The sequence below is a fragment of the [Micrococcus luteus] ATCC 49442 genome (assembly GCF_010367585.1).
Lineage (GTDB): Bacteria > Actinomycetota > Actinomycetes > Actinomycetales > Micrococcaceae > Arthrobacter > Arthrobacter luteus_A.
Window position 1 is genome coordinate 1,919,960 of the sequence record NZ_JAAAXP010000001.1, and the last position, 18,204, is coordinate 1,938,163.

General features: G+C 65.1%; 16 protein-coding genes and 1 pseudogene. 8 read left to right on the forward strand and 9 right to left on the reverse strand.

The window, feature by feature from the left end; genetic code table 11:
* The first annotated feature begins 11 nt into the window (after positions 1–11).
* The 3 genes from GUV69_RS08545 (at position 12) to GUV69_RS08555 (ending at position 3,997) form a co-directional block, all read left to right on the forward strand.
* On the forward strand, positions 12–1,433 hold the full coding sequence (locus GUV69_RS08545) for a class II fumarate hydratase (protein WP_164201475.1): 1,422 nt from the start codon (positions 12–14) through the stop codon (positions 1,431–1,433).
* A 171-nt stretch (positions 1,434–1,604) separates the two neighbouring features.
* Positions 1,605–2,270 carry a TetR family transcriptional regulator gene (locus GUV69_RS08550; RefSeq protein WP_164201477.1) on the forward strand — a complete coding sequence of 222 codons (666 nt, stop codon included), beginning with the start codon at positions 1,605–1,607 and terminating at the stop codon, positions 2,268–2,270.
* Positions 2,267–3,997 (forward strand): MDR family MFS transporter, encoded by a 1,731-nt coding sequence (locus GUV69_RS08555; RefSeq protein WP_164201479.1) that lies wholly within the window; start codon positions 2,267–2,269, stop codon positions 3,995–3,997. Before GUV69_RS08550 ends, GUV69_RS08555 begins: the two co-directional genes overlap by 4 nt.
* A 231-nt stretch (positions 3,998–4,228) precedes the next feature.
* Here the strand turns inward: GUV69_RS08555 and GUV69_RS08560 are convergent.
* Together GUV69_RS08560 and GUV69_RS08565 are read right to left on the reverse strand one after the other, a co-directional pair.
* Positions 4,229–5,701, reverse strand: a pseudogene (locus GUV69_RS08560) (HNH endonuclease signature motif containing protein).
* A 28-nt stretch (positions 5,702–5,729) separates the two neighbouring features.
* Positions 5,730–6,287 carry a prepilin peptidase gene (locus GUV69_RS08565; RefSeq protein ID WP_164201481.1) on the reverse strand — a complete coding sequence of 186 codons (558 nt, stop codon included), beginning with the start codon at positions 6,285–6,287 and terminating at the stop codon, positions 5,730–5,732.
* A 61-nt stretch (positions 6,288–6,348) separates the two neighbouring features.
* On the opposite strand from GUV69_RS08565, the gene GUV69_RS08570 reads away from it, so the two are divergent.
* Positions 6,349–7,143 (forward strand): hypothetical protein, encoded by a 795-nt coding sequence (locus tag GUV69_RS08570; protein WP_191081210.1) that lies wholly within the window; start codon positions 6,349–6,351, stop codon positions 7,141–7,143.
* A gap of 50 nt (positions 7,144–7,193) precedes the next feature.
* Positions 7,194–7,838, forward strand: a complete 645-nt coding sequence (locus GUV69_RS08575; RefSeq protein WP_164201483.1) for a GNAT family N-acetyltransferase — start codon at positions 7,194–7,196, stop codon at positions 7,836–7,838.
* A gap of 51 nt (positions 7,839–7,889) precedes the next feature.
* Here the strand turns inward: GUV69_RS08575 and phoH2 are convergent, their stop codons facing one another.
* Positions 7,890–9,314 carry an RNA 5'-3' helicase PhoH2 gene (gene phoH2, locus GUV69_RS08580; protein ID WP_164201485.1) on the reverse strand — a complete coding sequence of 475 codons (1,425 nt, stop codon included), beginning with the start codon at positions 9,312–9,314 and terminating at the stop codon, positions 7,890–7,892.
* Positions 9,315–9,596: 282 nt separating this feature from the next.
* Positions 9,597–10,358, reverse strand: coding sequence for an isoprenyl transferase (locus GUV69_RS08585; protein ID WP_164206350.1), 762 nt, complete (start codon positions 10,356–10,358; stop codon positions 9,597–9,599).
* A 235-nt stretch (positions 10,359–10,593) separates the two neighbouring features.
* On the opposite strand from GUV69_RS08585, the gene trhA reads away from it, so the two are divergent.
* Complete coding sequence (gene trhA / locus GUV69_RS08590) at positions 10,594–11,235, forward strand: PAQR family membrane homeostasis protein TrhA (RefSeq protein ID WP_164206352.1); 642 nt, start codon at positions 10,594–10,596, stop codon at positions 11,233–11,235.
* Here trhA and GUV69_RS08595 read toward each other — a convergent pair.
* The 3 genes from GUV69_RS08595 to mca form a co-directional block, all read right to left on the reverse strand.
* Positions 11,228–13,456: a thioredoxin domain-containing protein gene (locus tag GUV69_RS08595; protein ID WP_164201487.1), complete on the reverse strand. Its 2,229-nt coding sequence runs from the start codon at positions 13,454–13,456 to the stop codon at positions 11,228–11,230. The genes trhA and GUV69_RS08595 overlap by 8 nt on opposite strands.
* A 113-nt stretch (positions 13,457–13,569) precedes the next feature.
* The gene (locus GUV69_RS08600; RefSeq protein WP_164201489.1) at positions 13,570–13,896 is read right to left on the reverse strand and encodes a hypothetical protein; all 327 of its coding nucleotides are present in this window, start codon (positions 13,894–13,896) and stop codon (positions 13,570–13,572) included.
* A gap of 130 nt (positions 13,897–14,026) precedes the next feature.
* Positions 14,027–14,932, reverse strand: a complete 906-nt coding sequence (mca, locus tag GUV69_RS08605; protein ID WP_164201491.1) for a mycothiol conjugate amidase Mca — start codon at positions 14,930–14,932, stop codon at positions 14,027–14,029.
* Positions 14,933–15,165: 233 nt separating this feature from the next.
* Between mca and GUV69_RS08610 the strand changes: the two genes are divergently transcribed.
* On the forward strand, positions 15,166–15,624 hold the full coding sequence (locus GUV69_RS08610; RefSeq protein WP_164201493.1) for a DUF4307 domain-containing protein: 459 nt from the start codon (positions 15,166–15,168) through the stop codon (positions 15,622–15,624).
* A 152-nt stretch (positions 15,625–15,776) separates the two neighbouring features.
* A complete protein-coding gene (gene greA / locus GUV69_RS08615; protein WP_164201494.1) occupies positions 15,777–16,271 on the forward strand; it encodes a transcription elongation factor GreA in 495 nt (164 codons plus the stop codon).
* Between the two features lie 40 nt (positions 16,272–16,311).
* Here greA and GUV69_RS08620 read toward each other — a convergent pair whose 3' ends face one another.
* Positions 16,312–16,929 (reverse strand): rhomboid family intramembrane serine protease, encoded by a 618-nt coding sequence (locus tag GUV69_RS08620; RefSeq protein ID WP_164201495.1) that lies wholly within the window; start codon positions 16,927–16,929, stop codon positions 16,312–16,314.
* 8 nt (positions 16,930–16,937) lie between these two features.
* Complete coding sequence (gene ilvA, locus GUV69_RS08625) at positions 16,938–18,176, reverse strand: threonine ammonia-lyase (RefSeq protein ID WP_164201496.1); 1,239 nt, start codon at positions 18,174–18,176, stop codon at positions 16,938–16,940.
* Positions 18,177–18,204 lie beyond the last annotated feature (28 nt).

Sequence of the window (18,204 nt, forward strand, 5' to 3'; positions counted from 1 at the left end):
AAGCTAGCCCCATGACTTCCACTGAAGAATTCCGCATTGAACACGACACGATGGGCGAAGTCCGCGTCCCCGTGAACGCCCTGTACCGTGCACAGACGCAGCGTGCAGTTGAGAACTTCCCCATCTCCGGCAAGACGCTGGAACGCGCGCACATCGAAGCCCTCGCCCGGGTCAAGAAGGCGGCTGCCCAGGCCAACGCAGAACTTGGAGTGCTCGACGGCGAGCTGGCCAAGGCAATTGCAGAGGCCGCCGATGAGGTTGCTGCCGGCAAGTACGACGGCGACTTCCCCATCGACGTCTTCCAGACCGGCTCCGGCACCTCCTCGAACATGAACACGAACGAGGTCATCGCCGAGCTCGCCACCCGCGCACTCAAGGCCGCCGGAAGTGACAAGGTTGTCCACCCGAACGACCACGTCAACGCCTCCCAGTCGTCCAACGACGTTTTTCCCACCTCGGTCCACGTGGCCGCGACGTCCGCCCTGATCAACGACCTCATCCCGGCCCTCGGCTACCTGGCCGAGTCGCTGGAGCGCAAGGCTGTTGAGTTCAAGGACGTCGTCAAGTCCGGCCGTACCCACCTGATGGACGCCACCCCGGTGACGCTCGGCCAGGAATTTGGCGGCTACGCAGCCCAGGTCCGTTACGGCATCGAGCGCATCAACGCCTCACTCCCCCGCGTTGCCGAGGTACCGCTCGGCGGCACGGCCGTGGGCACCGGCATCAACACTCCTGCCGGCTTCCCGGAGCGCGTCATCGAACTGCTGGCCACCGACACCGGGCTCCCCCTCACCGAGGCCCGCGACCACTTCGAGGCCCAGGCCAACCGCGACGGCCTCATCGAGGCCTCCAGCCAGCTGCGCAACATCGCGATCTCCTTTATGAAGATCAACAACGACCTCCGCTGGATGGGCTCCGGCCCCAACACCGGCCTCGGCGAAATCGCCATCCCGGATCTGCAGCCGGGTTCCTCGATCATGCCGGGCAAGGTCAACCCCGTCATCTGTGAGGCGTCCATTATGGTCTGCGCCCAGGTCATCGGCAACGACACCGCCATTGCCTGGTCCGGCACCAACGGCGCCTTCGAACTGAACGTCGGCATCCCCGTCATGGCCGCCAACCTGCTCGAATCCGTGCGCCTGCTGGCCAACACCAGCCGCGTCATGGCCGACAAGATGATCGACGGAATCACCGCCAACGTGGAGCGCGCCCGCTTCCTGGCAGAAGCCTCACCGTCCATCGTCACGCCGCTGAACAAGCACATCGGCTACGAGAACGCAGCCAAGATCGCCAAGAAGGCTGTAGCTGAGGGCCTGACCATTCGCGAGACCGTGGTGGCCATGGGCTTCCTGGAGCGCGGCGAACTCACCGAAGAGCAGCTGGACACCGCGCTGGACGTTATGTCCATGACGCGGCCGCCGCACAAGGCATAGTTCCCACCGGCTCCTTAATTACGACGGCGGCCTCCTACCTTCATCGCGAAGGTGGGAGGCCGTTTTGCGTTAAGGCCGCGGCGCCCGGCAATGGTGCCGGTGTTGATTCGCCCTCTTCCGGATGCAAACAAAAGTTTGCACTATTTCTAGTTTAGTGCAAAAATTTACTTTGTGAATGAAAGTGCAGAAATAGAAGGCGGTCTGCGGGAGCGTAAGCGCGCCGCCACGCGGGCCGCGATAACCGCCGTCGCCCGGAAACTGACAGCGGAGCGCGGCCTGAACGGCTACACCGTGGAGGAGGTCTGCGAACTGGCAGCAATCTCCCGCCGCACGTTCTTCAATTACTTCCCCACGAAGGAAGACGCCATCCTGGGCCATGTGGACGACGAAATACCCCAGGACGTGATCGAGGTCTTCATCGCCGGCGGCGAATCGTCCGCGTCCGGTGAGATCTCCCCCACCCTCTTGCAGGACCTGATCGGGCTCTCGCTGAAACTCTCCGAGAATATGGCGGCCTCGGAGGAGGAAACCCGTCAGCTGATCGGAGTGATCAAAAAGGAACCTCAGCTCATGCTCCGCATCATTGGTGCCACCGAGGAACGGGAAGCGCAGTTCGCCCGCGACGTGGCCCGCCGTGAGGGTGTGTCCCCTGACCACCCCGTTGTGCAGATGGCTGTTGCCTTGCTGGGCACTATCGCCCGGAAAAGCAGCATGGCCTACTTCTCCGACGGCAACACCCGCCCTTACGCCGAGCTGCTGATGGAAAACTTCTCAGCCGCCAGCCAACTCTTCTCCCAGCATTTTGACAAACCAGCACCCTCAGAAGGACGCCCATGAGCACCCCCGTCAGTTCCAAAACGGCGGCCGCACCGCTGCTTTTGACCCAGAAAAGGATCTGGATCATCTTCTCGGCGCTGATCGCCGGCATGCTGCTCTCCAGCCTTGATCAGACCATCGTCTCCACCGCCATGCCCACCATTGTGGGCAAGCTCGGCGGTGTGGAGCACCAGGCATGGATCACCACCGCTTACCTTTTGGCCACCACGATCGTCATGCCTATCTACGGCAAGTTCGGCGATGTCCTGGGCAGGCGGAATCTCTTCCTGGTCGCCATCGCCCTGTTCACCCTGGCCTCCGTGGGCTGCGCCCTGGCCACCGATTTCTGGGGCTTCGTCATCTTCCGCGCCGTCCAGGGCCTCGGCGGCGGCGGCCTGATGATCCTCTCGCAGGCCATCATCGCCGACATTGTTCCCGCCAAGGACCGCGGCAAGTACATGGGCCCGCTGGGAGCCGTCTTCGGCCTCTCGGCCGTGGCAGGCCCTCTGCTCGGCGGCTTCTTTGTGGACCACATGACCTGGGAATGGGCGTTCTACATCAACATCCCTATCGGCATCGCTGCGTTTGCCATTGCGTGGTTCACGCTGACGCTGCCGAACAAGAAGGCTGAAAAGCGGATCGACGTCCTGGGCGTAGTGCTCCTGTCCGCCGCCACAACCTGCCTGATCTTCTTCACCGACTTCGGCGGCAAGAAGGACGAGGGCTGGGATTCACCACTCACCTGGGCATTCGGTGCCGGGCTCATCGTCACGGCCGCCGCCTTCGTTATGGTGGAGCGCCGCGCCGAGGATCCCATCATTCCCTTGAGCCTTTTCAAGAACCGGATCTTCGTAAATGCCACGGCCATCGGGTTCACGCTGGGCCTGGGCATGTTCTCCGCCATTGCCTTTGTCCCCACGTTCCTGCAGATGTCGTCCGGCACCTCCGCCGCGGAGTCCGGCCTGTTGATGCTTCCGATGATGGTGGGCCTGATGGGCACGTCCATCTACTCGGGAATCCGGATCTCCAAAACCGGCAGGTACAAAATGTTCCCCATCCTCGGAGCAGCCTTCACCATGGCCGCCATGCTCTGGATGACCACCCTCACCGCCGCCACACCCATTTGGGTCATTTGCATCCAACTGTTCATCTTCGGAGCCGGCCTGGGCCTGATCATGCAGGTGGTGGTCCTCGTGGTGCAGAACTCCGTTCCGGCGGACCAGATCGGCACCGCCACAAGCACCAACAACTACTTCCGTGAAGTGGGTGCGGCCATGGGCGTTGCAGTCTTTGGTGCCATTTTCACCAACAGGCTTTCGGAGTCCCTGACCAGCGCTTTCACAGGTGCCGGGGCGTCATCGGAGCAGGCCGCTCAGTCCACCAGTTCGCTGGATCCGCAGGCTCTGAGCCAACTGCCGGACCAGCTGCGGGACGCCGTGGTCAATGCCTACGCCGAATCCTTGGCGCCGGTGTTCTGGTACCTTATTCCGTTCATCGCCGTCGCCCTCCTGCTTGCCATCACCCTCAAGCAGATTCCCCTGTCCGACACTGCCGGCATGGTGGCCCGCGGTGAAGCTGTGGGCGGAGAGGAAGCCGACCGGCTGGAGGCAGAGCATCTGGCCATGCTAACCGGGAAGTCTGAGACGGTTTCTGCTCCCGGGCACAAAAGAACTCCCGATGCTTCTACCGGCCCCGGCTCTAAGGTTACACAGGACGACCACGGCGAACTGGTTTCCCAGCCTCGGTGACCGGAGGAGGTAGACCGAAGAAGGTAGACCGGAGAAGGTAGACCGGAGGAAGTAGACCTCAGGAGGTTGACCGGTTTACCGGAGCAGGCAGCTGACTCCCCGTTTCACGCAGTACCAATTGACCCGCAGGGGCGCCGCGATCTTGGGGGTTGCGGCGCCCCTGTTCACGTCCGGCCGCCCGGCCTGGATGTTCGGCGAGCCCAATATCCGCCCTCCAGAGAACACCTCGTATTAGGGATCCGGGCGTGGCGCTGCTTCGACAAGGGGCGGCTGAAGGTCCGCGATCCACTCGTCCGGCAGATGTGGCGGTTCCCAGTCGGGCCGTTCGCTCGCGCGCGTCTGCCTGTGGGTGAGATCCAGCCTGGAGGGTGATCCGCGGTAGCCGGGCCGGGTGTCCAGCCGGTGCTGTGCCGCAGCTTGTGGTGCTTCGGGCAGGGCTGGGCAAGTTTGCTGATGCCGGTAGTTCCCCCCGTTGGCCCAGGCGAGAAGATGGTCCGCTTCATTGTCCAGGGAAGGGTTGCTGCAACCCGGGAACGGGCACTTCCCGTCGCGCATGCGAAGCAATTGGCGTTGGGCTTTGGTGACCCGGTAACTGGTCCGCTCGATCTCCAACGGCGCACCGACCCGGGGGTCGATGAGGACGCGATGGAACGACTCGGCACCATCGGCAATAAGCCTGCGTGCCATGGTGACCGGGATCGGCCCATGCCCGTCCAGCATGGCGGGTTCGTCCGTGGCGCCAAGGAGGAACCTGACGGGCACGGTAATCAGGACCTGCGCCCGCGGCGACGGGACACCTGCGTGGGGATCGTCAGCGGCCCCGCCGAGGAGCAGGGTGGCGGCGATGTCGGCACGCATCTGGGTCAGGGTGCTGTCCTCGTCCGGGCCCTGCAACGCCCGGGCCGCGGCTGTGGCCCGGTTCCAGATCCCGGCGGCCTGGTCAGCGGGCAGGTACGCGGAGAGCCAGGCCATGCCGTCCCGGTCCGGGCGGTATTCCAGGCGCCGGTCCGCGACGGAGCGGGTATGGCGTTTTTCGATGCAGACCGGGTGGTGGCGTTCCCGCCAGATCCGGGCCTTGTGCCGGAACCGGGAGGGAACGAGTTCCCCGGCGGGGCCACGGGCAGGGTTGGGTGCGTCGGGGTCCAGGAAGTGCGCTGCCAGAGCCTTCGCAGCGGAGGGGTCAAGGTTGGTGGCCTCGTCCACCATGACCCGCGCGTGCTGCCACGAAATTGCCCCGGCCTGCAGGGCGGCGAGGGTCAACGGTAAGTCAGCGGTGAGGGTGTGCGATTCGGCCAGCAGGGTTGAAGCGGTCCGTTCGCCGACCGTGAGGGCGCACGCGACCTCCGCCACCAACGCCATTTCCTGTGCGGCGGCCTCCTGCGGCGACTGCGCCGGCGGGTCCAACGCCGTGGAGACTTCGACTAATTCCGCGATGACCTGAACCTTTTCCGCCGCGGTCCGGGCCTCCAGCCGTGCAATCCCGGCCAACCGTTCCAGGCAACGGTCCTTCCGCCGGTGTAAAGGATCTGACGGGAAAAGTACCTCATCCCCGGACTCGTCGCCGCCGGCTCCGCCGTGACCTGGACGGACTGCGGCGGGACGGCGGAGGCCGTGATGGGTTCCAACACCTCGTCCGCCGTCGCGCTTTCCATACCCCCATCGTCCTGCGGGGCACTGAGAATTAGGGTGCGGATAAAAGCTTATCTGGATAACCCGGCAAAAAAAGCAAGCCTCAGGCGGGCAGCAACATGGCAGCAGCCGCGCCGGCGAGCATAAAAGGGCCGAAAGGTATGGACGACTTCAGGGTGCCGCGCCGTGCCGCAAGCAGGGCAATGGACCACAGCCCACCCAGCAGGAAGGCTGCAAAGGTGCCGGCAAAGACGTGGCCCCAGCCAAGGTACCCCAGATACATCCCCAGAACACCGGCCAGTTTCACGTCACCGAATCCCATTCCAGGCGGATAGACCAGCCGCAGGACAAAATAGAAGACCCAGAGGACCGCTCCCCCGCCGAGTATGCGCAGTGCGGGCACGCCCAGGATCTCCGCCCCACCCTCAAGTGCCGCCCCTTGGGTCCCGGAACCGGCCACAGCGAGGACGATAGCGGCGGTCACGAGCAGCACTCCAGCCACAGCGTAGGACGGGAAAACGATCCGGTTGGGCAACAGGTGGTGGCGTACGTCGATGACGGTCAGCCGGGCAGCCATCACGACAAAATAGAGGCACGCTGCCAGGACCAGCCAGAAGGCCAGCGGGGCCACATCCAAGAGTTCGTCCAGTCGTCGGATCACCCCTCGGATGCTACTGGATTCCGCCCGTCCATGCGGCGGCACCCACGCGTACACTGTGGATATGTCGACATGGGACACCAGGCGCCGGCCGGATCCGGACAGCGGCAAACCGGCCGCGGACCTGACCACGGTGTTCCGGAATCTTTGCAGGTCTTCACCCTGGAAATGGCAGAGCCTTCGCTTCGAATACCGGGACGAACCATTTACCGATGCCCCCGACGCCGACGCGCCGCTGGTTCGCGCGTGGCTGCGCAGGCCGGGCGCCCTCCGCCTGGAAACCTCGGACGGACTGGTCCTCCACAGCACCACTGGAATCAACGATTCGAAGGACGGGCTCTACATCAGCGCCACACGGAAGTCGTGGCTGCTTCCCCCGCAGTTGGTGGCGCCCGTTTACGACGACGGCGGGCTGGTCAGGCGCCGCCCCGAGGCGGCGTACGGCGAACCGGGCTTCGGAAACGGCCGCTTTTCGGCTGCACTCGATCCCGTGGAGCTGGCGGGCAACGCTCCCGTCCCCCTGGAATTTCCCGGCAGCAACCCGCTGGAAATAAGCGAAGTCCGGCGGGTCGAGCACGAGGGACGGCCGGCACTCGAGGCTCTTGTCAACACAACCGTCTCCTACCGCCCCGCTGATTCTGCAGCACCGCTGTGCCAGCCCGGCAGGAACCGGGTGAGGATCGACTTGGAGACGGCCGTGTGTGTGGCCAGCCAGTCTCTGGAATCCGAAACGTCCGATTACGGACACTGGCTTCGAATCATCGCGGTCGACGAGTACATGCTGGACGATCTCTTCCTGGCGGAGTCCATGAACCTCACAGACGTCCGGCGCCACATCAGTTGGGATATCCGCGCCTAACCTGCGCCGTTGACATGCAGGCCGCTCCGGCGGTCCGCTACGCTTCCCTGATGACCCCGCTGACTTCACTCTGGCCGGTTTTCGGCCTCACCCTGACCACACCCCGGCTGGTGCTCCGGCCTATCACCGACGACGACATTCCCGCCGCCGTCGCAGCGGCAGCCAGTGGCATCCATGATCCCGGACGGAACCCCTTCAGCAACCCGTGGACGGAACTTCCAGCGGAAACACTCGGCAGCAATATGGCGCAGTGGTACTGGCGCTGCCGCGGCCAAGCCACCCCCGCGGACTGGACCCTGCTCCTGGGCATCTGGCACGAAGGCCAGTTCATCGGCTGCCAGGACATTGGTGCCAAGGAGTTCGCCATCCTCAAAACTGTCAGCACCGGATCCTGGCTCAAGCAGTCCGTCCACGGCCGGGGGCTCGGCAAGGAAATGCGCGCCGCCGTCGCGCTGTACGCCTTCGACCGGCTCGGCGCCGAGGTCGCAGAATCGGAAGCCGCCGCCTGGAACGCCGCCTCCCTTGGCGTCTCCCGCTCCCTCGGCTACGAACTCAACGGCACCACCCGGACCTCCTGGGGCGGCAAAGCCGTCGACGTCCAGAAAGTCCGCCTCACCCCGGCAACGTTCAAGCGCCCCCACTGGACCCTCAAGGTCGAAGGCCACGAAGCCGCAGCGGCCTCTCTCGGCGCTTAACGTGTGCCGGGCCGTGGCCCGACGAGATGAGTCACGGCCCTTGGCGCTGAGCTAGATCTCGGCGCCCTCCAGCAGTTCCGTGACCAGGGCTGCGATCGGTGAGCGTTCGGAGCGGGTCAGGGTGATGTGACCGAAGAGAGGGTGTCCTTTCAGGGTTTCGACGACGGCGGCGATCCCGTCGTGCCGGCCGACCCGGAGGTTGTCGCGCTGGGCGACGTCGTGGGTCAGGACGATCTTTGAGTTCTGGCCGATGCGGCTCATCACGGTGAGCAGGACGTTCTTCTCCAGTGACTGGGCTTCGTCGACGATCACGAAGGCGTCGTGCAGCGAGCGTCCGCGGATGTGGGTCAGGGGCATCACTTCGAGCATGCCGCGGTCCATGACTTCTTCCACCACTTCCTGGCTGACCAGGGCGCCAAGGGTGTCGAAGACCGCCTGCGCCCAGGGGTTCATCTTTTCGGACTCGGAGCCTGGCAGGTAGCCGAGTTCCTGGCCGCCCACGGCGTAGAGCGGCCGGAAGACGATCACCTTACGGTGTTCGCGGCGCTCCAGCACCGCTTCCAGGCCCGCGCACAGGGCCAGAGCTGATTTGCCCGTGCCTGCCCGCCCGCCGATGGAAACGATGCCGACGGCGGGATCCATCAGCAGGTCGATCGCCAGGCGCTGTTCGGCCGAGCGTCCGTGCAGGCCAAAGACGTCGCGGTCTCCCTTGACCAGCCGCACCTGCTTGTCGGCGCCTACCTTGCCCAGGGCCGAGCCCCGGTTGGAGAGGATGACCAGGCCCGTATTGACCGGCATTTCCGCGGCGGCCGGGATGAAGACCGGCTCGTGCCCGTAGAGGGTGTTGACCTCGTCCTCGGTCGCTTCGACCTCGGCGATGCCCGTCCAGCCCGAATCCTTCACCAGCTCGTTGCGGTATTCGTCGGCCGTGAGGCCCATCGCGGAGGCCTTGACCCGCATGGGCAGGTCCTTCGACACCACGGTGACGTTCCGGCCCTCGTTGGCCAGGTTCTTGGCTACGGCGAGGATGCGGCTGTCATTGTCGCCGCTGCGGAACCCCAGCGGAAGCACCTCAGCGGAAACATGGTTCAGCTCCACCATCAGGGTGCCGCCGTCGTCCCCGATGGGAATCGGATGGCTGAGGCCGCCATGTTTCACCCGGAGGTCATCGAGCAACCGAAGGGCCTTGCGGGCAAAGTAGCCCAGCTCGGGGTCGTGCCGCTTGCCCTCAAGTTCGGTGATCACAACGATGGGAACAATAACTTCGTGCTCGGCGAAGCGCAGCAGCGCGCGCGGATCAGAGAGCAGCACAGAGGTGTCAATGACGAAGCTGCTGATGGTGGCTTCCCTTCCGGAGACGGCAAAACCGGCCGCAGTTTTGTTGACTGCACCGGTTTTTGAGGTGGCTCGCGTGGTGCGAGAGGTAGCTTTCTGTCCCTCGGAGGTAACCTCGGGCAGGTGTTCAGAAGTAGCCACATCGACTCCAGCCCCGGGCACACGCCCGGATGTGTTATTGGTGAGGCGGTTCGGCCTGGAGGCCGGACGCGGCCTCCCATACAACCGGTGCGAAAGTTCGCTCCATGTACTGGCCTCCCCGAACAGCCGGCGGTTTTGCCTGCTGATGATTACAACGTAAATCCACCGCCAGTAATTTCACGAATCTGCGATCGGCGATTCCTGTTGCCGGTTTGTGAATTCCAGATGAACGCGGACGACGGCGGGAACCCGCCCGGGTGCCGCCCTCATGAGCAGCGATGCTCAGGTGCCGAAGCGCCGCTGCCTGCCGGCGTAGTCCCGCAGGGCGCGCAGGAAGTCCACCTTGCGGAACGCCGGCCACAGGGCCTCGCAGAAGTAGAACTCGCTGTAGGCGCTCTGCCACATCAGGAACCCGGAGAGCCGCTGCTCACCGGAGGTCCTGATCACCAGGTCCGGGTCGGGCTGGCCCCGGGTGTAGAGGAAGCGGGAGATATCGTCCACGGAAAGGTTGTCCGCGAGCGCGGCGATGTCCGAGCCCTTGGCGACGGCGTCGTGCAGCAGCTCCCGGACGGCGTCGACGATCTCACGACGCCCGCCATACCCCACCGCAACGTTGACATGGATCTTTTCATGAACCGGTGTCCGGGCCGTCAGCTTGTTGAGCCGGTCCGCCAGATAATCGGGGAGCAGCTCGGGGGCGCCCATCGCGTTCACTGAAATGTCGGCGTCCTCGTCGAGCCGGTCCAGGGTGTTGGCGATGATGCCCATCAGAAGGTCCAGCTCTTCACTGGAGCGGCTCATGTTGTCCGTGGACAGCATGTACAGCGTGACGACTTTGACGCCGAGTTCCTGGCACCAGCCGAGGAATTCGTGAATCTTGTCCGCGCCGGCCTGGTGGCCCTGGCTGGTGGGCGCGTTGAACTGCTTGGCCCACCGGCGGTTTCCGTCCACCATCACGCCGATGTGTTTGGGAATGCGCCCGCCGGCCAGCTCGCGGAGCAGTCGCCGCTCGTAGAAGCCATAAAGGAACCCGCCCAATTCCACGAGGAGACTCACCTGACTTCCGATTCTGTCCGACGGCATTGCACATCCTAGGCTACCGTCCGCAGGGGGTCAGGATGCGCGGGGGCCGGGCGCATCCACCGTCACATCGTGTTACCTGCGAGTAACTTACTGCGCCGAAGGATATTCTGGAGGCATGAAAAGCCAGACCCCCGACGGCGGCCGCGCACCCGGACCGGACGGAGGCCAGAGTCCGGTGGACGACGCCGCGGTCCGGCTGGCCGAACTCCTGATGATCAAACCCAAATGGCGCGGCTGGATCCACACGGTCGCCGCTCCGCTCGCCCTCGCGGCCGGCATCATCCTCGTAGCCGTCGCCCCGACCACCGACCGCAAGATCACTTCGGCCATCTATGCCGCCACCGGAGTCCTCCTCTTCGGCATCAGCGCCATTTATCACCGGGGCAACTGGTCCCCCGGCGTAAAGATGGTCCTCAAGCGCCTGGACCACACCAACATCATGCTGGTGATCGCCGGGAGCTACACACCCCTGGCATGGTCCCTGCTGGAGCGGCCCAAGGCCATCCTGCTGCTATGGGTCATCTGGTCCGGCGCAATTCTGGGCGTCCTCTTCCGGCTGCTGTGGACGGAGGCCCCGCGCTGGCTGTACGTGCCCATCTACATCGCCCTGGGCTGCGGATCACTTTTCTACATGCCGGAGTTCTTTGCGGCCAGCCTGCCGGCCGCGGTCCTGATCTGCGTTGGCGGCGTCCTCTACATCACCGGTGCCGTGTTCTATGCGCTCAAGAAGCCCAACTTCAGCTATGAGCACTTCGGCTTTCACGAACTTTTCCACGCCCTGACGGTCCTTGCGTTCGGCGCGCACTTCGCGGCGATCCTTATCGCCGTCCTCAGCTGACGGGGTCCTCCCCCGTCATCACCAGGAGCCGCTGCCGCAGCTCCTGCGGCGTGGACACAGGACGTTCACACACCATGTTCCGGCACAGATACGCCAGCGGTGATCCGTCGGGACCCGCCGGCCTGCCTGCCAGCAGCGGGACGGGCTCCCCCCGGAGAAGACCGGCCGACGGCGGCACTCCCGGTCCGTCGTCGTCCTCCACAGCTATCACCAGGCCGGGACTGGCGGAGTTCAGCAGTTCACGGTGCAGTGCGGTCCTTGCAGGACCTCGAGCTCCCACAACGGCGGCCTCCACCGGGCCCGCGAGGGCAGCCTGCGCGGTCGCCAGGAGCCAGCCCGCCACCCGCGGCGCGCGTTCCGCCAACGGCGGTAAGAGCGCGAGTACCTGGGCGGCGAGCGAGCGGTGTTCCGCGGATCCGGAGAGCGCAGCGTAGCTGAGCAGGGCACCGGCAAAGGCCGACGCGCCGCTGGGCGTGGCGTTGTCGAACGGGTCCAGCCCAGTCTGGCCACCCTGGGCGGCCCGGACCCGGCCGTCTCCCCCGGCCGTGTCCACCAGGCGGCCGGCCACCACAAACCGGCTGCCGGCAGCCTGCACCAGCTCCTCGGCGAAGCGGTACCACCGCTGCCGGCCAGTCACGGAGTAGAGGGCAAACAGGCCGTCAGCGCAGAAGGCGTAATCCTCGAGCAGCCCTTCAATCCCCCGCGCGGTTCCTGTATGCGAAACGCGGAGCAGCACTGAACCTCCCGCCTGCCAGTGGACACGTTCGAGGTACGCCGCAATCGACTCGGCCCCGGCGACGAAGTCTTCCCTATCCAGCACCGCTCCGGCCTCTGCGAGGGCGGCCACCGCGAGCCCGTTCCAGCCCGCCACAACCTTGTCGTCACGGGCCGGCTGCGGCCGCTGCTTCCGCGCGCCCAGGAGCGCGGGCCGGGCCCTCATCCACAGCTCCGCTGCGGCACCCTCCACGCGCCGTGCGGGGTGCAGCGGGGAGCCGTGCGCGGACACGGTACCTTCGCCACCCACATTCATCAGCCGGGCAACAGCTTCCCCGTCAGCAGTCCCCAGCACTTCCTGCAGGCCCTTAACGGTCCACAGGTAGCCGGCGCCTTCGTGGTGTTCGCCGTTCACCACCGAATCGGCGTCAAGGGACGATGCGAGCGCTTCCACCCTTGGCGCGCCGTTGCCGTTGACGTCCCCGTCGCGGCTCGGGCCGAGCCCAAGGGATTCCAGCAGCCATACCCCGGTCCGGGCGGCCACGTCGGCAGCTTCCGCCACCGGGAACACCTCATTGCCGCCCAGGCGTATCCAGTGCACGTAAATGCGAAGCAGCTGGACATTGTCGTACAGCATCTTTTCAAAGTGCGGGACGGACCAGTCCCGGGTTACCGAGTACCGGGCGAAGCCCCCGTCCAGCTGGTCAAACAACGCCGATCGTGCCATGGCCGCCAGCGTCCGGCCCGCCATGTCCCGGGCAGCGTCTGCGGTGTCCGAGGGGACTGCTGCGTGCCTGATGAGGAACTCGAGCACCGCCGACGGCGGGAATTTCGGGGCGGCGCCAAAGCCGCCGTCGGTCATGTCCTCGGAGCGGGCCAGGGAGGCTACGGCCGCGGGAAGCAGCCCGGGGTCAAGCAGAGGCGGCGGACCGGCAACCGGGACCGCCGCCGCGAGCTGGGCGTCGCCCAGGTTCCGGGCAAGAGAGGCGGCATTCTGTTCCACAGCGTCGCGCCGCTCCAGCCACGCTTCCCGGACCGCTTCGAGCACCTGCCGGAAGGATGGCCGGCCCGGCATGGGGCGGGGCGGGAAGTAGGTGCCGGCGTGGAACGCCCGGCCGTCCGGGGTGAGGAAGACGGACATCGGCCAGCCGCCCTCGCCGGTGATGGCCTGGGTGGCCGCCATGTACGCGGCATCCACGTCGGGGCGTTCTTCCCGGTCCACCTTGATGGCAACAAAGTGCGCGTTCAGGTAGTCGGCGGTTTCCTGATCCTCGAACGACTCATGCGCCATCACGTGGCACCAGTGGCAGGCCGCGTAGCCGATCGACAGGAACACCGGGACATCGCGGGCGGCGGCCGCGGCGAATGCCTTATCCCCGAACGGCTGCCAGTGGACCGGGTTGTCCGCGTGCTGACGGAGGTAGGCGGACGGTTCCGCGCCCAGGACGTTGGCGGCACCTAAGGCCGCCCGCTCCCCGGCGGAAGGGCTCTGGCGCTCACTGTTCATCCGCGCACCTCTGGTCACTCGCTGCAAGGAATGTTGCCGACCATCCCAGTCTACGGAAGTGGTGCGTGCACAGTCTGCGAAGGGACCGGTGGAACGCGGGGGTCCGGTCCCTGCTAGTCCTTGGTGCCCGGCCGGTTGGTGTCCGGGCCGTCCTGGACGCTGTGCCGGCCGTCCTCCACCGGATGCCGGACCTCGTCGGCTTCAATATCCGCCGCAGCAGCGGCCGCCTGGCGTTCCTCTTCAACCTGCGCCCGGTACCGGACGCGGCGGATGCGCCGAACCATGTCCACGATGAGCAGCGTGGTGGCCAGGACAAAAAAGGCAGTCATGATGAAGCCCCACAGGCCGGGCGTGATCTGGTCCTCGGTAATACCCTCACGCAGGCCGGGCGTGGGCACGGGCGAGGGCGTAGCGGACAGGACGAGGAGCAAGTGATGCACGTTTAACCTTCTATGGAAACTGGTGGGCAGCCGACGCACGGTTTCCGCATCCGGGTCCGCCGGACCCGGATCATCCCACTGCATTTCTACACGGCGTAATTTCTACACGGCATAGAACAATCGGCCGTTTCTATCTTAGCCCGGCGAAGAGGTCCTTCTCCGGAAAAGATGCGGGAACGCGGGACTCAATCAGCGAGTAGTCTTCCCACGGCCACACCCGGCGCTGCATCTCAGCAGAAACCGCGAAGAAGAACCCCAGCGGATCCACCTGGGTGCAGTGCGCGCGGAGAGCGTCGTCGCGAACCTCAAAAAAGTCGCCGCAGTCGATCTGCGTGGTGGTGGGGTGTCCGCCCGGTGGCGGCGTGTGGCCTTCGGCGTCTGTTTCGAGCCAGGCGGCAAGCCGCTCGGCATACGGGGACCGGAGGCCGGCTTCCTCGAGGGCGAAATGCAGGGCCCGGAACCGGGCCGGGTTGAATGCGCGGTCGTAGTAGAGCTTGCTGGGTTCCCAGGCGGGGCCGGCGCCCGGATAGCGTTCCGGATCACCGGCAGCCGCGAAGGCTTCCACGGCAACCCGGTGGGCCATGATGTGGTCAGGGTGCGGATATCCCCCGTTTTCGTCATAGCTGATGATCACGTGCGGCTTGAAGCTCCGGACCAGCCGGACCAGGGGTGCTGCGGCGCGGTGCAGCGGCTGGACGGCGAACGATCCGGCCGGCAAGGGCGGCAGCGGGTCGCCTTCGGGCAGGCCTGAGTCCGTGAAGCCGAGCCAGCGCTGCGTGATGCCAAGGATCTTCGCCGCCTGCTCCATTTCAAGCCGCCGCGCTCCGGCCATGTCCCGTTTGGGGTGGGCTGCACCTTCCACCGCAGGGTTCTGGATATCGCCGCGGGATCCGTCGGTGCAGGTGGCCACCATGACATCGACGCCGGCGGCCGCGTACATTGCCATGGTGGCCGCGCCCTTGCTGGACTCGTCATCCGGGTGCGCGTGAACGGCGAGCAGCCGGAGCGGAGCCGGTGTATGAGTGGACGCTGTCATGGGGGGACGGCTCCTGATTCTTTTGAGGCAGCCGCCGCGGCCACAAGGCCGAACGGGCTGCCGAACTTAACGTGTTGCTGGACGTAACTGGCTAACTGGACGTAGCTGGCTGCTCGACTTAACTGGCTGCCTGGTGGAACGGTGTTGGCGCGAACCGGGCTGCCTGTCGTTGCCCGGGCTGGCTTTGATGATCCAGGAACAAGCAGCGTCCCGATCCGAACTAAACTGGACCGGTGACTACCCAGGATCAACCCGCCGCGTCCCCGCCTGCAGACACTAGCCTAGCCAATCGTTATGGCAGTAAAAAGCAGCCCCTTCCGCGAGCGGCCAAGCGCGGCATCGCCGTGGCAGCACTGGCTGTCGGCGTGGGTTTTATGGCCTGGGTCTCCACATCCAACGCCGTCTCCGCTGTGACGTTCAAGGACATCGGCTACAGCACCGTCGACGCCACCCAGGCCGAGATCGATTTCACCGTCACCAGGGACCCGGGTTCGGCCGTCAAATGTGCGCTGAAAGCCCTGGACTCTAAGTTTGCCGTGGTGGGTTGGAAAGTCGTGGACATCCCGCCGGGAGAGGCGGACAACACTGCCGACGGCGGCCGGACTGTTACGCAGCGCGTGAGCGTGCGGACGGAGTCGCTGGCCGTTTCCGGAGTGGTGGACAGCTGCTGGGTTCCAGGTAGCACGAAGTAACGGCATGTGATCTGCACCGCTTCCCCGTTGGGTTATCTCCACAGTATTGACTACAATGAATCAATACCCTTTACCCCGCTGAGCTGGTTACTGAGTTCCACAAGTGGCCGCGTGGCGGGGTCTTTTGCATGTATGACCATTAGGAGAAGTCCGTGTCTACCACCAACAGCGCGCCTGCAGCCTGGCTCACCCAGGAAGCTTTTGACCGCCTGAAGGCAGAGCTGGACCACCTTTCCGTCGCTGGCCGCGCGGAGATTGTCCAGAAGATTGAATCCGCCCGGCAGGAGGGCGACCTCAAGGAAAATGGCGGCTACCATGCGGCCAAAGAAGAGCAGGGCAAGATTGAAGCCCGGATCCGCCAGCTGACGGCGCTTCTGCGTGATGCCCACGTCGGGGAAGCCCCGGCCGATGACGGGATTGTCGAGGCCGGCATGCTTGTCGTTGCCAGGATCGCCGGGGACGAAGAGACGTTCCTGCTGGGTTCGCGCGAAATCGCCGGTGACACGGATCTGGATGTCTTCAGCGAGAAGTCACCCCTCGGCGCCGCAATCGTCGGCCACAAAGAGGGCGAGACGCTCAGCTACACTGCGCCGAACGGCAAGGACATCACGGTGGAAATTCTCTCCGCCAAGCCTTACGCAGGCTGACGCACAGCTCTCACCGCTTAACCCACAACGCCGGCCCCCGTCAGGGGGCCGGCGTTTTGGTGTATTTGGGGCGCAACAACAGGGCAGCAGCCACTCCGCCCACCGCCCCGCCCAAGTGGGCCTGCCAGGAGATGAGGCCACCCATGATGGGCAGCACTCCCAACAGGATGCTGCCGTAAACCATAAACAGCACAACGGCGAGGAGAATCTGCCGCCAGCTGTGGTTGAAGAAGCCACGGACCAGGAGGAAGGCGAACAATCCAAAAACCAGCCCGGACGCTCCCACGGTGATCCCGCCGTCGCCGATCAGCCAGACGGTTAGCCCCGAGCCCAGCCAGCTGAACGCCAAAGCCGTCAGGAAGACCCTCAGGCCGGAAAGGAACACCAGGAATCCGAAGATGACCAGTGGCAGGGCGTTGGACAGCAGATGGTTCAGGTTGGCGTGAAGCAGCGGAAACGTGAAGATGTCCAGGAGCCCGTCCGCGGACCTCGGCCGTAGCCCGAATGTCCTGTTCAGGGCGTGCAGGGTCAGCATGTTGACCACTTCGATCACGAAGAGCAGGACCACAAACCCGCCGGACACCAGCAGCCCGCCTTTGGCGCGCGACGCTGTGCTTTCCCTGCTCCCCGGCCGGCCGTCCCCTATCGCATCCAGCATGGCTGCTCCTAATGCACCACAATCGGCTGAAAACCCTCGGCGCGGAGCGCTCCGAGAACCTGTTCGCAATGTTCATGGCCCTTGGTTTCAAGGTTCACGGTAATGGAGACATCGCCCATGCTGATGGACCCGCCCACCCGCGTATGGTCCAGCCCTGTGACGTTGGCATCATTCTCGGCGATGATCCGGGCGATGGTCGCCAGCGAACCCGGCCGGTCATCGAGCATCATCCGGACCGTCATGTAGCGGCCGGCGGCCGACAGGCCCCGCTGGATGACCTTGAGCATAAGCATCGGATCGATGTTGCCGCCGGACAGGATCACGGCCGTCGTACCGGGGTTTTCGATCTTCCCGTCCATCAGGGCCGCGACCCCCACGGCGCCTGCCGGCTCCACCACCATCTTTGCCCGTTCCAGCAGGAAGATCAGCGCACGTGCCAGGGAGTCCTCGCTGACAGTGACCACGTCATCCACGAGTTCACGGATGATGCTGAACGGCAACTGGCCGGGTCGGCCCACGGCGATGCCGTCCGCCATGGTGGAGACTTTCTTCAGCGGAACCAGGGCGTCGGCGGCAAGCGACGGCGGATAGGCGGCCGCATTTTCGGCCTGGACGCCGATGATCCTGATTTCACGGCCCAGTTCCCGCGCCCGGGCTTTGATGGCAACAGCGACGCCTGCCAACAGCCCGCCGCCGCCCACGCCCATCAGGATGGTGTCCACGTTGGGGATCTGCTCAAGAATCTCCAGTCCTACGGTTCCCTGCCCTGACACCACATCAACATTGTCGAAGGGGTGGACAAAAACCATTCCGGACTCGTCCGCGTAGCGCTGCGCCTCGGCGAGGGCCTCATCCACATTGTGGCCGTGGAGGACCACCTCGGCGCCGTGGCTGCGGGTGGCGGCCAGTTTGGGAAGCGCCACACCGAGCGGCATGTAGATCCGGGCCTTGATGCCAAGGGCCTTGGCCGCCACCGCAACGCCCTGCGCATGGTTGCCGGCCGAGGCGGCAACCACGCCGCGCTTCTTCTCCTCAGGCGAGAGCCTTGCCATCCGGACGTAGGCACCGCGGACCTTGAAGGAACCGGCCCGCTGCAGGTTTTCGCACTTGAAATAGACCTCGCCGCCCACCATGCTGCCGAGGGCCCGCGAGGATTCCACCGGTGTCCGCGTAATAATCCCCTCGAGCAGCTTCTGCGCCTCCAGGACATCGTCCAGCGTGACGGGAAGGGTTTCGACGGTGTTCACGGACTGTTCTCCTTGGGTGGATGGGGCT

Excerpts from the sequence above, each read along its gene's own strand:
- GUV69_RS08545 (WP_164201475.1), top strand. The coding sequence starts at position 12 with ATGACTTCCACTGAAGAATTCCGCATTGAACACGACACGATGGGCGAA.
- GUV69_RS08555 (WP_164201479.1), top strand. The coding sequence starts at position 2,267 with ATGAGCACCCCCGTCAGTTCCAAAACGGCGGCCGCACCGCTGCTTTTG.
- GUV69_RS08570 (WP_191081210.1), top strand. The coding sequence starts at position 6,349 with ATGTCGACATGGGACACCAGGCGCCGGCCGGATCCGGACAGCGGCAAA.
- GUV69_RS08575 (WP_164201483.1), top strand. The coding sequence starts at position 7,194 with ATGACCCCGCTGACTTCACTCTGGCCGGTTTTCGGCCTCACCCTGACC.
- GUV69_RS08595 (WP_164201487.1), bottom strand. The coding sequence starts at position 13,456 with ATGAACAGTGAGCGCCAGAGCCCTTCCGCCGGGGAGCGGGCGGCCTTA.
- mca (WP_164201491.1), bottom strand. The coding sequence starts at position 14,932 with ATGACAGCGTCCACTCATACACCGGCTCCGCTCCGGCTGCTCGCCGTT.
- GUV69_RS08620 (WP_164201495.1), bottom strand. The coding sequence starts at position 16,929 with ATGCTGGATGCGATAGGGGACGGCCGGCCGGGGAGCAGGGAAAGCACA.